Source organism: uncultured Shewanella sp. (assembly GCF_947491715.1).
Classification (GTDB): domain Bacteria; phylum Pseudomonadota; class Gammaproteobacteria; order Enterobacterales; family Shewanellaceae; genus Shewanella.
On sequence record NZ_CANLKR010000003.1, the window covers coordinates 199,544 to 215,010 of the forward strand.

The following is a 15,467-nucleotide window of genomic DNA, read 5'->3' on the forward strand; positions in this document are numbered from 1 at the left end:
AACATGGTTTTCATTATGGAGTTTGTTTTATAGCGATCACCGTTTGGTTTTGCTCTCTGACTTGTTGGCTCGCTTCTCCAATGAGGATCTCTTGTACATAATATCGTGGTCGCGCTCGCACATCGGAGTAAATGCGGCCAATGTACTCACCTAATAATCCTAAACCGATAAATTGTGCGCCAATAAAAATAAAGAGAATGGAAAATAAGGGGAAAATGCCATCGACGCCCCATTCACTGCCATAGATAAAGCGCAAAAAGAATAAGCCCAAACCGAATAATACGCCAATGGAGGCAATGCCACCGCCAATAAGACTTAACAGTCTCAATGGGGCGGTTGTCATACTCGTGAGTAAATCAAACATTAAATTAATCAGGGCCATAAAGTTATATTTTGAATCCCCTTGAATACGTTCATGATGAGCGACTTCAATTTCAGCGGTACGGCGAGCAAAGCCATTGGCAAGAATAGGAATAAAAGTACTTCTTTCATGGCAGGCTAGCATAGCTTGCACTACGTGATGGCGATACGCTCTTAACATGCAGCCGTAATCATTCATTTCAACACCCGTGGATCGTTTAACGATGTGATTGATGATTTTAGAAGGAAAGCGTCGCAGTATACTGTCTTGTCTGTTTTTTCTGATGGTGCCGACGGCATCAAAGCCTTCTTCTGCTTTGGCAATTAATTTGGGGATCTCTTCTGGTGGGTTTTGTAGATCGGCATCTAAGGTAATAATCAGATCGCCACGGACATGTTCAAAACCTGCCATGATGGCATTGTGTTGACCATAATTACGATTAAGCATGATACCGACAATGTGACTGTGAGGTGCCGATGAGGCGGCTTCAATGAGTTCGGCGCTATTATCTTGGCTGCCATCATCAATCAGGATAATTTCGTACTTTTTATTCAGTTGACTCATGGTTGCGGTGGTGCGGTGAATGAGCTCAGGTAAACACGCTTGTTCATTGTATACCGGAATAACAATGGAGATGAATGTAATAGCTTGATTATGCTTCATGGTGTTGCTCCGAGATCTGGATGATGGCGCTGATCACCCGGTTAACATCATCAGGGATCATGTTCGGGAAAAGGGGTAAAGAGCAGATTTGTTCACTGTTTATGATGGTGTTAGATAATCTGTCCTCAATATCATTCAGCGAATTTTGGTGTAATTCGCGATAATAGTGTTGACTGTGACACGCTTTAAAATGGATACCCGTGCCTATGTTATGTGTTTTGAGTGCTTCAATGAAATCATCTCTATTGAGGCCGAAAGTCAAGGGGTCGATGCGCACAATAAAAAGGTGCCAGCAATGGGTATGGGGATAATGAGGCACACTTAAAGGTGTGATCCCCGTAATAGACTGGAGCTTATCTTGATATAATTTGGCGAGTTGTTGACGTTTTTTAGTTATTTTATCAATACGTTGTAGTTGACCAATTGCTAACACGGCACAGAGATCGGGCATATTGTATTTAAAACCCGGTTCGATAACCTCTGCTTGTGGACGACGTCCTTGGTGCTCTCTGTCAAAGGCATCGACGCCTAAACCATGAAAACGCAAACGGCGAATGCGTTCGGCAAGGGCTTTATCTTGTGTCGTGAATATGCCCCCTTCTGCGGTGGTAATGTTTTTGATAGCGTGTAGGGAGAAAATACAATGCCCAGTTTGGCCTATGGGGCGATCTTTATAGTATGTGCCTAGGGCATGAGCAGCATCTTCAAGAATGGGAATGTTATAGCGTGTTGATAAAGCATAAAGCGCATCAATATCCAGCGGCGCTCCGGCATAATGTACCGGAATAATGAGCTTTGTCTTTGAAGTAATGAGTGAACCAATTCGCTCGGCATCGGTCATTAAGGTATCGGGATCCACATCAACAAAAACGGGCTTAGCGCCCAATAATGTGATCATATTAACGGTGGATACCCAAGTTAACGACGGGGTGATCACTTCATCTCCTGGGCCTATTCCCAGTGCCAATAAGGCTAAGTGCATGCCTGCTGTGGCGCTGCTCAGTGTGACGGCATAGGCAGCGCCTGTGTGTTGGGTGATTAAGGTTTCTAAGGCATGACATTGCTGACCTGTTGTGATCCAGCCGCTTTGAAGCACTTCGATAACCGCATTAATATCATTGTCATCCAACGCTGGTCGGCACAATGGTAAAAATTCTTTATTCATAAACATCCTAATTCATAAACATCTTATCAATTGACTTGAATAAGCGCATTTCCATTGTGTTTTGTAAACCTTCCTTGTTTTAGTGCTTGTCTTTTTCTTTTAACTTGCGTCTTTTAACATTGTGTATCAATACCATTATTTATAACATTATAAAAACTTTTTGATAACACTTTTTTCTAACAATGATGTGATTTGATGGTGATAATCACTCACAATTCACAGTAGAACAGGGTTTTATTGGGATAGAAAACAGTGTTTTTATTTAACAGTGTTTTTATTTAAGGCAATACATTGAATCAACGATCAGTGGCTTGTATGGGGAAGCGATGATAAATACGGTGACACAAGATGATTTTAATACGTTAACAAAAAAGGCGAGTTAGGTTGAACGAAAGAGGGCACATTTCAATCTTCATGAAACGTCAAATGCCAATGTACAACGTTTGCTAATGGCGATGGAGCCTGGGACGTATATTTGCCCTCACCGCCATGTTGACAGTCATAAATGGGGAATGTTTATGCTGCTTTCGGGGGAAATTGATGTGCTCATTTTTAATGACGAAGGGGAATTATTGTCTCGCATACACATGAGTTCAACGGCAACACGCGTGGTTCTATTACCCGCGAATACTTGGCTACTTATGTGGCAAAACAAGCGGGAACATTGGCATTAGAAATCAAGGAGGGGCCTTATATTGCTCAGACAGATAAAGAATTTGCACCTTGGGCGCTCATAGAGAACACTCAGAAGACGGCTGTTTTTCTTGAAAGATTACGGGCGTTACCAGTGGGATCGCAAGCCGGTGTATCTTGATGGGCTATGGTTGGAATAGTGGCTTTATTTTTTATCAAAAACCAAGCTTTTTATGGGGCTATTATACAGAATATAAAAAGCATACAGAATATAAAAAGCATACAGAATATAAAAAGCTTGGTTGCTATTTTTTGTTGGCCATTAAGTTAATTACTGGCTTTTTTTTGGGGACTATTGTGCCTGTGGACTGAGGGTTCAAGTTTGCCTGATGCTTTGGGGTCTAATAATGCCTTCAATTGACGAATTTCTAATGCCAATTCATCGAGTGTGACTTTGCCTTCGGCTTTATCTTTTTCGGCTTGTGCTTTGGCATTTTCATCTTCTAATACATTGACCACAATGCCGATCACCATATTGAGAAAAGCAAACGCGGTAAGGAAAATAAAACTGAGGTAATAAATCCAGCTAAAGCCATAAACGGCCATGGTTTCATACATGACATCAGTCCAATCTTCAAAGGTCATGATCCGAAATAAGGTCAGCAGTGAAATGGAGATATCCCCCCAAAGCACGGGGTTTATTTCAGCAAAGAAGGTGGCGCCAACGGCAGCATAAATATAGAAAATAATAAACATCAACAACAACACATAACCCAGCTGCGGTAAGGCGCGCAGCAGGGAGTTTAATAATAGGCGCAATTCAGGAATAATGGAGATCATACGCAAGACTCTGAAAATGCGTACCAGTCGACCAATAATGGCCATTTCACCATTTTCAATAGGAATTAAACTAATGATGACAATGAGTGTATCGAAGACATTCCAGCCATTATGAAAGAAACGTTTTTTATTTTCTTCTGCTAAAAAACGGACACAAATTTCAAACAGGAAAATGACCGTAATGGCCATGTCGAGCACTTTCACCATCCCCACGATCAAGCTGGGCATATTATAGGTTTTAGCGCCAATGAGTAGGGCCGAAAGAATAATAATACTGACGACAAAGAGTTCAAAAATTTTATTATTACGTAAGCGAATTGATAACGCTTGAATGTTTTTTATATCCATAACTAAACATTAAATCAAAGTGGAATTAACAAAGTGGCGATTGTAGAGGAGTTAAGGGCTTACGCAAAGTAAAAGCTGTTCCAATATCGGGAGTTGTTCAATATGTAGTCATACTTTCAATGAAAAGGCATTGTTATCGTGATTGTGACTCTCGTGAATGGGGCTGTATACTGTAGCTTGTTTTGATATTGTGGATGAAAGCGTTAGTGATCTCATTTATTTTTACGGTTATTTTCCCCTTGTTGTTTATTATCTCTCTTGGCTACCTTTGTGGCTATAAAGTGTTTTTGACTAAAGCGCAAATCACGGGGATAAGCCGTTTTACCTTCTCTTTGAGTATGCCTGTATTTTTATTTCTAAACATGTATCAGGCCGATCTTAAGGCCAGTTTCGACATGAAAAGTGTCATTGCCTTCTATGTACCTGTGGTGAGTGTGTATATGATTGGCTTTGGATTGTGGCGATTGATGCTTTATCGACTCCCCCAACAAGCCCTACGAGGGCAGGTTAAAGAAGGGCTGCCATGCCAAGATAATGTTGTCGACAGTACAAGGTTAACCCCATTTCCCTTCCTAAGAAAACCGTCGATGGCTGCCAGTGGGGTTTATGCTTTGGCCTGCAGTTATTCTAATACTGTGCTGGTGGGCTTGCCGATCATTATTGCGACCTTAGGTGAGACCATGATAGGCCGAGTGTTTACGATTATGACGTTTCACAGTGCGCTGCTATTTGGCTTGACTTACTTTTGTGAGGCGAATAGTGGAGCGAATGCTCAGCAAGGCAGCATGTCATGGTCGGGGTTTCTAAAAAGTGTTCTGCTCAATAATATCGTGTTGAGTATAGGTTTAGGTTTGTTGGTAAATTTAAGTGGGTTCCAACTTTGGTCATTTTTATTCACCGCCTTAGATCTGTTGGCAAAACCGGCGCTTACTTGCGCTTTATTTGTATTAGGCGCCAACCTTTGTCGCTACCAGATCCGTCAAGGGTGGGTGGCTGCATTCTGGGCAAGTATGGTTAAACTATTACTCTTACCCAGTTTAGTGTATGTTTTCGGCAATGAAATTTTACACATGGATGCAACATCATTAAACCTTGTGGTGCTATTGAGCGCTTCACCTTTAGGGGTGAATGCATATCTTATTGCCGCGCAACTTAAGCAGCAGCAAGATATTGTGGCCAGTAGTGTGGTACTGTCGACCATACTGTCATTGTTGAGTTTCAGTCTTTGGCTATTTGTGTTGCTGTGAATGATATAGCATCGAATCATACCGCATCCAGAAGACGGTCAGTTTGAGATAGCCTCTTTAACATTGAGGGTTTCTGAGACTAAAGTTGTGTTCCAAGGTGAGTCAGTCTTAAATGCATTTTCGCTTCGTTTAAGTTAGAGGTGAGGTATTTCTTATCGTTTTGAACTAACGAATTGAAAATTTGCTTATTCATTGGAATGGCTTATGCCCTAGGTTTAAAGCAGGCATGGAGGAGATTAAGTACAAGGAGAACTTAATCATTTTTCTTGAGTTAATAAGCACTATTTTATCGATGACACATATTGATAAAAAAGTGCTTAATTGAATGCTATTTATACCCAAACCAATTGAAGATGCAGGATTCAGCTGGAATTAAAACATTTTTAGGCAAGGTATTGAGTTTCTGGCTTAGTCATTCTAAGTTGATACTCAGTAACGCAGTATAAAAGTGTTTTAAACCAGCCCGTTGGGAGTCCGTAAAAACGCTAACTTCTGCGTTGCATGATCTCACAAGGCAATAAGCATTCTTTCACTAATGCGCCTTGAATTAAGCCCTTTTACGGGCTCTGAAAACATGCACTTTCAAGTGGTTTGGGTATAAAGCCTGATAATGAGAACAGGTCTGGCGGGGGACCTTATTCCCCCACCGCCCGTGTGAAAGTTTGCTCTTGGGCTTTACGTGTTGCTTCATCCAGAGCGGCTTTTTTACGTTCGCTGTAACGATCCACCAAAAAATCACTGTGATCTCGGGTTAAATGCGTAAAGCGCATCAGCTCTTCCATCACATCGACAATGCGATCGCGAAAAGGTGAGGCTTTCATGCTGCCATCCTCATGAAACTCATTATACGCTTTGGCAATGGATGATTGATTGGGAATGGTGAGCATGCGCATCCAGCGGCCTAAAATGCGCATATTATTCACGGCATTAAAACTTTGTGATCCTCCTGTCACTTGCATCACTGCGAGTGTTTTGCCTTGTGTTGGCCTGACTGCACCTGAAGATAAGGGGATCCAGTCAATTTGTGTTTTCAGTAAACCGGACATATTGCCGTGTATTTCGGGTGATGACCAAACTTGTGCCTCAGACCAAATGACGAGCTCGCGCAGTTCTTGCACTTTAGGGTGATCTACCGAACCTCCGCCGTCAAATAGAGGTAACCCTTCTGGATTAAAAAAGCGTACCTCGGCGCCCATCGCTGTTAAAATGTGGCCAGCTTCTTCTGCGCTTAATCGGCTAAAAGAACGTGGACGTAATGATCCATATAACATCAATACTCTTGGTTTATGAGGGGGTGTTATATTCGAAGTAGTACTCACATTGGCTGTGTTATCGACTTCATTCAATGACTCAGCAGTAGGTAACGTTACGTTAAAGTCTTGCTCGGTTAAATAGTGAGTTAAGCGGGTTTCTTGAGTGAACTCTTTCATGGGGTTTGTCTCTAAAAATGTTATTTATCCATTAAGACGCACTGAATTTGAAAAAGACGACATATTTTTTAGTATTACCATTTTTTCGTCTTTTTGCTTGTTTGAGCGTCTTACTTATAATGAATAGATGGATCAATTTGAGGTCAATTAGCGTGACGTTAGAGAAAATATGGGATGAATATCGCACCAGTTTAAAAGCCTTTTTACATTTTAAGGTGTCTAATGAGGCGGATGTCGAGGATTTATTGCAAGATATTTTAATTAAGACCCACCAGCATTTGCATACGGTGCGCAGCGAGAAAGCGATAAAATCATGGTTATTTCAAATTGCGAGTCATACCATCACTGATTATTATCGCCGCAATGCTAAGGTTAAACATATTGATTGGGATGACCCTTTTTTTAGCGACGTGAAAGGGGATATTGTCACAAATACAGGAAAAAAGGACAATCAGGAAGGTACACACGAGGAAACTAAGCAAGAGTTAGCCCAGTGTATTGAGCCTTTTGTGCATGCATTGTCAAAGGATAATAATCAGTTGTTGACTGCGATAGAGCTTGAAGGTCGGTCACAAAAGGATTATGCGGCGGAAAAGGGTATTCCTTATTCAACGATTAAGTCGAGAGTGAAAAAAGCGCGCTCAGAGCTGCGTAAAGTCTTTGATGATTGCTGTCATATGCAACTCGATAATCAAGGGAATTTAATGGATTATGAGGTGAAAGAGAATAAACATAAACCTTGTTGATGGCATTTTATTATACCAATATTTGTTCAGTTGATGATTGAATAGGATATTATAAGAAACGAAAGCCCCGTAAGGGGCTTTTTTGTGTTCAATTTTATCGTTTTATCATTTAAATAATGATGAGTTTCACCTCATTTTTTCTTCATTATTGTAAGTATTTGACTTCTTGTACCAATAGGTTCATGATGTGTTTTTACCAAACAGATCCGTGTGGAGAGTAAAGATGAGTGAGAATAAAGCATTATCTGTTTTTATGACCGGTGCGAATGGCGGCATGGGTAAAGCAGTGACACGTTTATTATGCCAAAAAGAAGTGGCCAGTATTGTGATGGCGGCGCGTGATGCGAACAAAGCGGCTCTTGCCCGTGATGAACTGTTGAAGATGCAGGCCTTAGGTTCTCACATTTCCACTCAGTTAATTGCGGCAAAAGGGGATTTTGATATGAACGCCCCTGATAAAATTGAAGCGGCGATTAAAGCCTTGCCTGATGATATTCAATTTGATGTGGTTTTTCTGCAAGCAGGAGGAGTCGTCTTTTCTAAAGATTATGAAACAGTGAAATGGAATGGACATGTTATCGAAAAAACGATTTTTCAAAATGTCATTGGTGCTCATATTACGTTATTTTTTTTGAAAAAATATCAAAAGTTAGCACCTAATGTGAGAGTCGTTTATGCCGGTGGAGAAGGGGCTAGAGGGATCCCCGGCATGATAAAAGTGCCCAGTTTTACTTCTGCTAACGCCTTGCGTGAATATATTTTCAATAAATCAAATACTGAGCAATATCATCCTATGAATGCAATAGGCGTGTCTAAATTTATGGGGGCGCTATGGACGATGGCACTTGCGAAAAAAGAAGCTAATATGGAGGTTATTTGGTTTTCTCCTGGGCTCACTTACGGTACGGACGGGTTAATGGACTTGCCTATAGTTAAGCGTTGGGTAATGGAAAATATCATGTTCAAACTAATGCAGTTATTAGGAAAAGCGCAGAGTCCTCAACAAGGCGCGCAAAAATTTGTTGATTGCTTACTGGGAAAGGTGGGTAAAAATGGTGAGGTTATTGGTGCGCCTAAAGGCAAGACATTAGGTGCATTGATGGATCAAATTCCAATGAATCCTGCGTTGAATGATCTTGCCTTGCAGAATGAATTTTGGTCCATTTTAAAAGAAGTAGAAGGTGAGAATTAATTCAATCAATTTTATGATGAAATGAGGATAAACATTGTGAGCGATCTAAAGCATTATGCCAAAATAACTCCTGCTAGTCAGCATATTCAACTCATTGTAGATGATGTGGTGATAGCTGAGAGCGAGCAAGCAATCATAGTCAATGAAATATCGCCTAAAGGGGAATTACCTCCTGTATGGTATATTCCCGTAACAGATATCAATGACCGATATTTAACGAGAACCGATTTGCATACCTTTTGCCCTATTAAGGGAGAGGCGAGTTATTATAGTATTACTGTGAATGGGATAGTACATGAAAATGCGGTTTGGTATTATTCAGAGCCTCTCGTTCCTGTGGCGCCGATAAAAGGGTATGCTTCTTTTGATGCCAGTCGAGTATGTCATAAACAAGTACCGTAAAATGGCGTTTGAGGGGGCGGTATACATAACCATATGCGGTTAAATCATGAAATCTGGTTATTTCAACAATTAAGGCCCCGTGGGAAGAACATTACTGGGGGTTGTGTCATTATCGACCTCACTTCCTCGTTAGAAAAGCAACGGATAAACCTAAATATATGCGTTTAACTTGTATTGATTACTGTTATTTTATACAGTGATATTTCTTGGGTGATGATATGATTAATCGTGTTGATAAAATAATGGGGATGAAATGCGCGAGTCTGATAATAGCCAGGGAAAATGGGCGAGTCATGGTGAATATGTTGATTGTCTTTTTGAAGCGGTAAACATAAGTCAGCAGCATTTTTCAGGTATACAGTTTGAGGATTGCACTTTTAATGATTGTGATTTCAATGAGACTCAGTTTAAAGACTGCAAATTTATTCATTGTCAATTTAACCGTTGTCAGATGAGTGTCGTGAAGTGGCCATATACAGAGCTATTTGATGTGAATTTTATTGAATGCAAGTTAATAGGCGTGGATTGGACCCAAGCGGATTGGCCGACATTTAGACGAGATCCTGAATTGACCTTTAAACACTGCATGTTAAACGGTGCTTCTTTCTTTGGGCTTGTTTTAAATGAGTTAGTCTTTGACTCATGTCAGCTTCGAGATGTGGATTTTCGTGAAGGGGATTTTACAGATTCCAAAATAACCAATTGTGATTTATTTCAGAGTCTTTTTATGCGAACTCAGTTGGGGGCTGTCGATTTTACCGATTCCGTTCACATTGATATCAATATGTTGAATAATACACTCACTCATGCCAAGTTTTCACGGTTTGAGGCGCTGAACCTGTTACAGAGCTTGGATATTACATTGGTCGATTGAGCTCGTCGGTTGGTTATATCGACATAATCCGATGAACTTATATGAACTTATATTAGGACTGCTGTTGAGCAAGCGCTTTATTGTGTTATGACGCTTGCACCTTGGAGTCGTATCAGGAGTAGAGCATCCGTTAACTATCGATATGACCCATATTCCGTTCGGGATCGAGTTGATCTCTGACACGGCGTTTTAATATTTTCGCTTCAGGAAAACCACCATCTTGTTCTCGGCACCAAATGAGAGTGTCGTCGTAGTAAATTCTAAAGGTGCCTTTGCTCGCAGGTGCTAATGAGACTTCTTTCAATTCGTCGCTAAAGGAGGATAGCAATTCTTGAGCGAGCCAACCACTTCTTAATAGCCATTGGCATAGAACACAGTAGTGAATGGTAATTTTAGGCTTCATGGGTACTCCTTTGTGACGCCCTATGTTTGTTCTCAATATTGGCGATATTATACAATAAGTGGGCTTACTTTTGGCTTGTTATTTCTGAAATTATTACCTCCGTGGACTTGAATTACGGACAATGAATAACCATGTCTTTTATCTCTTTATCAAATAATCGAGTAAGCTTTGGATAATAAGCATAACGTATTGAATGAGCAAGGCGTAGCGGCGACAGGTACATCTGAAAACATTCACGTCAATCAAACTCACAATAGTCAACACAATGCAACAAAACCCAGCGCTTTTAGGAGTTTATTGCCTATATTGGCATTTATCCGTCCCTATAAAGTGATGGCTTTGTTTGCCTTATTAGCCTTGATAATCACAGCGGCGGTGAGTCTCTCTTTAGGACAAGGCGTGAAACTCATCCTTGATAATGGATTTATTGCAGGCTCTAAAGCGCAATTAAGTCAGGCTATTTATGTATTAATGGGGATGATTAGTTTGTTGGCTGTGGGCACCTTTACTCGTTTTTATTTAATGTCTTGGTTGGGAGAGCGGATCAGTGGTGATATTCGAAAGGCCGTCTTTAATCAAATTGTTACCTTGCATCCCAGTTATTTTGAAGAAAATCGTAGCGGGGAGATCATGTCACGGTTAACGACAGATACCGTATTGCTACAATCTATTATAGGCTCGTCTTTTTCCATGGCCCTGCGCAGTTTTTTTATCCTCGTAGGGGGGTTAATCATGCTGCTGATCACCAGCTTTAAACTGACTTTATTTGTGATTATTTGCATGCCACTTATTCTGGTCCCTATGATGATTTTTGGTCGAAAAGTAAGGACGTTAGCGGCCAGCAGTCAAGATGCTATTGCTGACATTGGCACATATGCCGGTGAGATTATCCAAAATATTAAAGTGGTGCAAAGCTATACCCACGAACGTCTTGAGCAATTGGCTTTTGGTCGGGAAGTTGAAAAAGCATTTGATGTGGCTAAACGCCGCGTGAAACAACGATCTTTGCTGATTGCTGTGGTGATTTTTTTTACGTTTGCCGCCATCAGCATGATGCTTTGGGTAGGGGGAATGGATGTTTTAGCTGGGCAGATGACTGGCGGGGAGCTTGGCGCCTTCATTTTCTATGCCATTATGGTGGCGATGTCAGTCGCCACGATTAGTGAAGTGTATGGGGAATTACAACGCGCTGCAGGCTCTGCTACACGGCTACTTGAGCTATTAAAAGTGAGTAGCGATATTCAAGAATTGGACAACCCTATATTGGTTAAAGCGCAGCAAAAAACGGTGCTTGAGTTTAAAAATGGGGATTTTTATTATCCTTCTCAGCCAGAGATTGCCGCGCTTAAGAAGATTAATTTGCAAATACCACAAGGTAAAGTTGTGGCGTTTGTGGGCCCCTCTGGCGCGGGTAAAACGACCTTGTTTGAACTTTTTCAGCGTTTTTATGATCCCCAAAAGGGCCAAGTGCTGTTTAATGGGGTTGACGTGACTGAGCTTAAACTGGAGGCATTAAGGCAAGCCATGGGCATGGTGCCACAACAACCTGTACTGTTTAGCACCGATGTGTGGCATAACATACGTTATGGTAAGCCTGATGCCACAGATGAGGAAGTCATTATGGCAGCCAAACAAGCGCATGCTCATGACTTTATTGAGCGGTTACCTCAAGGCTATCAAAGCTATTTAGGTGAACAGGGGGTGCGACTATCCGGGGGACAAAAACAGCGGATTGCCCTTGCTCGGGCAATTTTAAAAGATCCTCAAGTGCTTTTGCTTGACGAGGCGACGAGTGCATTAGATGCAGACAGTGAATATCATGTTCAAGCGGCATTAAAAACTTTGATGCAGCACCGAACGACACTCATCATTGCTCATCGTTTATCCACTGTGGTTCACGCTGATATTATCGTGGTGATGGATAAAGGAGAAATCGTAGCTACGGGAACGCATCAAGTGTTATTGAAAAGTTCAGTGTTGTATCAACGTTTATGTGAATTACAGTTTGATAGCATAAAAGAATCTCATCACTGAGTATTACTGAGTATTAATGCACTTAGTCTCAATGTATCAATTCTGTATGGGGAAATTTGAGTGATTTAGTTCTTTTGGGGACTGCATTATGTCAATGATTATCGGTATGATTGAAGTGACTGCTCAGCTTAAACGCTGAGTAATCATTTACCGATAGAGGATGATTCATGATATTGAACAAGGGAGCGATATTCGTTTTATTGTGTTTATCCAGTATGGCCGCACACGGAAAGATCCACGCGGTAGAGGAGCGATTAACACAAGAATTTGATTTATCAGGCCAATATGAATGCATCAGTACCAATCATAAAGACATCAAAGAAATTCATACCAATAAACAATTGACGTTATCTTTAACGTCTGGAAACAGTCGTCGATACCAAACTTATGATATTAAATGGGTTTATAGTTTAAATGGCCAAGAGATTAATGCTCAAGCTGTGGCCATTTTGCAGAATGAAACCTTGTCTTTATCTTACAATTTACATTTTCCCAATAAAAAAACGGTGAATGGTGTTGAAGTGATCCGTTATGAACGACTGGATAATCGTTGGTTTTTATACGGCAAATGGTTGAGAAATGACATGGATCATAATACGGGGTCGATTAGCTGCGTGATGTTGAGTTAACCACCTTGAGAGAGCATTAATAGCACCATAATCCCCCCTATAAAATAAGGATCCGTTATGTTTATTATTAAGTTATCTTTTTCACTTGCGCAGAATTTAGATCATAGTGAGACAGAAAGCAAAGCCAAACGTTTTATGCCAGCACACCTCGATTGGCTTCAGCGAGGCTATGATAATGGCGTGTTTTTGGTGTCCGGTAGTCTACAACCTGAGTTAGGTGGCGGGATCATCGCACATAAGATTACGCGAGAGGGGTTAGATAAATTACTTCAAGAAGATCCTTTTGTGAAAGAGCATATCGTCACACCTGAGATTATAGAAATCGTGCCCTCAAAAGCCGATGAAAGGTTAACATTTTTGTTGGATTAGGATTCCAGTGATACTTAATGCTGACTTAAAGAAGAGGGGGGGTAAAGGAAGTGATTTTTTGCGAAGTGTTGACTACCATTAATGATTGCAGTTGTTGATTGTTGATTGTTGATTGTTGATTGTTGCGAGTTGGCACTTAAGCTTGCAATTATCAGTGAGGTCGTTAAGGAGTCACTCATTATGGATGATAAATGGACTAAGGAAGGTCAGTGGGAGATAGCTAGTTTATGTTTGGTCGATCCCTTTGATGAAGCGCATTCACAACCCGAATGGATCACTCATCAGTATCCTCAATATACTGGGCATCAGGCCCACCATTCAAAATTGAAAAAAACTAAGACCTTTGAGCATAAAGGGATGTTGGTCGAAATAGTAGAAGAAATCAGCGTGAAGGTGAACGGACAGGTGGTCATGCTGCATGCCAATTTTGACGCTGATGGTCAACTGCAATGTCACAATACGCCTTATACAAGGGCTCTGTCGGTGGAGTCATTAATTAAGGTTTTGATTAATAATACCCCTAAAGAAGCGATCCCTACTCAATCAGAGCACTCTCATCATCACGCTGAAGCATTCTCTTCGACTTCTCACTCTATTGATAATAAGGATACTTTTTCTGCCGGTGGCCATCGTGAGCATGAAGAACATTCACAGATGAAAGCTGTTCAACTCGAGAAGATGGCGAGTCAAAAACATAAACCTCACCATGGACATGAGTGATGCTTTGAGGTGTTTGTTTACAAGTAGATGTAAAGGGAAGAACCATGATAAGACATAATGTGCTACAAGACTCGCATGCAGCGGAGCAATATTTTGAGGCTATTTGGGTATTGAAAGATTTAGATAAGTCGCCTTGGCCGGGTCAAGAGGGCCAATTTTCTTTGTATGACTTCTTTGTATTTTGGCATCACAGAGCCATGATGTTATCGACGCCGCCTGAGCAGATGCGACGAAATGCGGCTCACAGTGGTCCGGTATTTTTACCTTGGCATCGTTATATGCTCTTAAGATTAGAACGCATGTTGGGTGAAGCGATTAATGATGCAGATTTTAGACTACCTTATTGGGATTGGTCTGAAGATGCCGATAATATGTCTGAGTCTCTCATTTGGTCTGGAGATTATCTAGGGCAATTTATGGATGAGCGTTGGGCTATTCGCCTCGACCAAAATGCTTTTGGGAGCACTCCTTTTCCGAGGCCATTGAGTCGACCAATGCGACGTTTTTTAGGCCAATGGCCAAATGTTGAAATTGGTAATAAAGCCACATTAAGGGCGCTCATTCATTCTGAAAGTCAATATGATGTTCCACCTTATAATGAGTCTGTTTTCAGTTTTCGTAATCTTCTAGAAGGTTGGGTAGGGGATAATCGATTACATAATAATATTCACTTGTCTGTAGGAGGGCGCGATGGCGAGCAAGATGCGCCAATGTATGGGGACATGGTATTATCAACCTCTCCCAATGACCCAACATTTTTCTTGCATCACTGCTTTATTGATAAGGTGTGGGCCGCATGGCAAACACAGCAGTCTGACATGACTTATAAGCCGACTAATGCAGAAAGTGATGATTATTTATTTCACCGTTTGGATGATCCTATGCACACTTTTTTTAATGAACGTGTTTCACCACGGGATGTATTAGATGTTAGCGAATATTATCGATATGATACTTTGGAAGATTTAGTGGTATGAGGTGATTCTTTATTTTTTCTATTTTTAATTATCTTTTTAGATTTATCGTGTCTAAGGTTTTTTATTTGATTTCTATCTGTTTTTTTGTTTTTATCTTTATTTGAAAGAGGCCTATATTGTTGCATTTTGTTTGTTATATTAATAAATGAATGGCATATTGTTTTAACATTGATTAATGAATGTTTATGTTTGATTAATCTTAGTTGTTTCTCTTACTTCCCCGCCTTAATTTGTTTAGACTTTAGTCTAGATCGTGTTATATTGAAAATACATTCAATAATTTTTAGTTAACTAATTAATTTTTATAGTTAATTAATGTGCTCATGTCAGGTGCTTTTCATGGTTGCGAATAATCTAAATACGTTAGGGACCACGGGCACCGATATGGATTGGGCGGCAGCAGAATATTGGTCAACGGAGATTTAAATGATGAA

16 protein-coding genes and 1 pseudogene are annotated in these 15,467 nt (G+C 40.7%); 12 read left to right on the forward strand and 5 right to left on the reverse strand.

Going from position 1 to position 15,467, the window contains the following annotated elements; genetic code table 11:
* Positions 1-13: 13 nt before the first annotated feature.
* Positions 14-1,024 carry a glycosyltransferase gene (locus tag Q0779_RS05120; protein WP_298770186.1) on the reverse strand — a complete coding sequence of 337 codons (1,011 nt, stop codon included), beginning with the start codon at positions 1,022-1,024 and terminating at the stop codon, positions 14-16.
* On the reverse strand, positions 1,014-2,189 hold the full coding sequence (locus tag Q0779_RS05125) for an aminotransferase class I/II-fold pyridoxal phosphate-dependent enzyme (protein WP_298770188.1): 1,176 nt from the start codon (positions 2,187-2,189) through the stop codon (positions 1,014-1,016). Before Q0779_RS05125 ends, Q0779_RS05120 begins: the two co-directional genes overlap by 11 nt.
* A gap of 398 nt (positions 2,190-2,587) precedes the next feature.
* On the opposite strand from Q0779_RS05125, the pseudogene Q0779_RS05130 reads away from it, so the two are divergent.
* Both Q0779_RS05130 and Q0779_RS05135 read left to right on the forward strand, forming a co-directional pair.
* Positions 2,588-2,863 (forward strand): annotated as a pseudogene (locus Q0779_RS05130) (WbuC family cupin fold metalloprotein); the annotation flags it as partial.
* Positions 2,833-3,003 (forward strand): hypothetical protein, encoded by a 171-nt coding sequence (locus tag Q0779_RS05135; protein WP_298770190.1) that lies wholly within the window; start codon positions 2,833-2,835, stop codon positions 3,001-3,003. The pseudogene Q0779_RS05130 and the gene Q0779_RS05135, both read left to right, overlap by 31 nt.
* Before the next feature lie 146 nt (positions 3,004-3,149).
* On the opposite strand, the gene Q0779_RS05140 is transcribed toward Q0779_RS05135, so the two are convergent.
* Positions 3,150-4,010, reverse strand: a complete 861-nt coding sequence (locus Q0779_RS05140; protein ID WP_298770192.1) for an ion transporter — start codon at positions 4,008-4,010, stop codon at positions 3,150-3,152.
* 194 nt (positions 4,011-4,204) lie between these two features.
* Between Q0779_RS05140 and Q0779_RS05145 the strand changes: the two genes are divergently transcribed.
* Positions 4,205-5,257: an AEC family transporter gene (locus Q0779_RS05145; protein ID WP_298770194.1), complete on the forward strand. Its 1,053-nt coding sequence runs from the start codon at positions 4,205-4,207 to the stop codon at positions 5,255-5,257.
* 635 nt (positions 5,258-5,892) lie between these two features.
* Here Q0779_RS05145 and arsH read toward each other — a convergent pair.
* Positions 5,893-6,687 (reverse strand): arsenical resistance protein ArsH, encoded by a 795-nt coding sequence (gene arsH / locus Q0779_RS05150; protein WP_298770196.1) that lies wholly within the window; start codon positions 6,685-6,687, stop codon positions 5,893-5,895.
* A 137-nt stretch (positions 6,688-6,824) separates the two neighbouring features.
* Between arsH and sigZ the strand changes: the two genes are divergently transcribed.
* The 4 genes from sigZ to Q0779_RS05170 all read left to right on the forward strand — a co-directional run bounded on the left by sigZ (position 6,825) and on the right by Q0779_RS05170 (position 9,901).
* Positions 6,825-7,433 carry an RNA polymerase sigma factor SigZ gene (gene sigZ / locus Q0779_RS05155; RefSeq protein WP_298770198.1) on the forward strand — a complete coding sequence of 203 codons (609 nt, stop codon included), beginning with the start codon at positions 6,825-6,827 and terminating at the stop codon, positions 7,431-7,433.
* A 223-nt stretch (positions 7,434-7,656) separates the two neighbouring features.
* The gene (locus Q0779_RS05160; RefSeq protein WP_298770200.1) at positions 7,657-8,625 is read left to right on the forward strand and encodes an NAD-dependent epimerase/dehydratase family protein; all 969 of its coding nucleotides are present in this window, start codon (positions 7,657-7,659) and stop codon (positions 8,623-8,625) included.
* A gap of 36 nt (positions 8,626-8,661) precedes the next feature.
* Positions 8,662-9,027, forward strand: coding sequence for a DUF427 domain-containing protein (locus Q0779_RS05165; protein ID WP_298770203.1), 366 nt, complete (start codon positions 8,662-8,664; stop codon positions 9,025-9,027).
* Positions 9,028-9,280: 253 nt separating this feature from the next.
* The gene (locus Q0779_RS05170; RefSeq protein WP_298770205.1) at positions 9,281-9,901 is read left to right on the forward strand and encodes a pentapeptide repeat-containing protein; all 621 of its coding nucleotides are present in this window, start codon (positions 9,281-9,283) and stop codon (positions 9,899-9,901) included.
* Positions 9,902-10,031: 130 nt separating this feature from the next.
* On the opposite strand, the gene Q0779_RS05175 is transcribed toward Q0779_RS05170, so the two are convergent.
* Positions 10,032-10,304 (reverse strand): SelT/SelW/SelH family protein, encoded by a 273-nt coding sequence (locus tag Q0779_RS05175; RefSeq protein WP_298770206.1) that lies wholly within the window; start codon positions 10,302-10,304, stop codon positions 10,032-10,034.
* A 231-nt stretch (positions 10,305-10,535) separates the two neighbouring features.
* Between Q0779_RS05175 and Q0779_RS05180 the strand changes: the two genes are divergently transcribed.
* The 5 genes from Q0779_RS05180 to Q0779_RS05200 all read left to right on the forward strand — a co-directional run bounded on the left by Q0779_RS05180 (position 10,536) and on the right by Q0779_RS05200 (position 15,033).
* Positions 10,536-12,338 (forward strand): ABC transporter transmembrane domain-containing protein, encoded by a 1,803-nt coding sequence (locus Q0779_RS05180; protein ID WP_298770228.1) that lies wholly within the window; start codon positions 10,536-10,538, stop codon positions 12,336-12,338.
* A 167-nt stretch (positions 12,339-12,505) separates the two neighbouring features.
* Positions 12,506-12,967, forward strand: a complete 462-nt coding sequence (locus Q0779_RS05185) for a hypothetical protein (protein WP_298770208.1) — start codon at positions 12,506-12,508, stop codon at positions 12,965-12,967.
* A gap of 57 nt (positions 12,968-13,024) precedes the next feature.
* Positions 13,025-13,336, forward strand: a complete 312-nt coding sequence (locus Q0779_RS05190; RefSeq protein WP_298770210.1) for a YciI family protein — start codon at positions 13,025-13,027, stop codon at positions 13,334-13,336.
* A gap of 180 nt (positions 13,337-13,516) precedes the next feature.
* Complete coding sequence (locus Q0779_RS05195; RefSeq protein ID WP_298770212.1) at positions 13,517-14,056, forward strand: hypothetical protein; 540 nt, start codon at positions 13,517-13,519, stop codon at positions 14,054-14,056.
* Positions 14,057-14,100: 44 nt separating this feature from the next.
* Positions 14,101-15,033 (forward strand): tyrosinase family protein, encoded by a 933-nt coding sequence (locus tag Q0779_RS05200; protein ID WP_298770214.1) that lies wholly within the window; start codon positions 14,101-14,103, stop codon positions 15,031-15,033.
* The last annotated feature ends 434 nt before the right edge of the window (positions 15,034-15,467 follow it).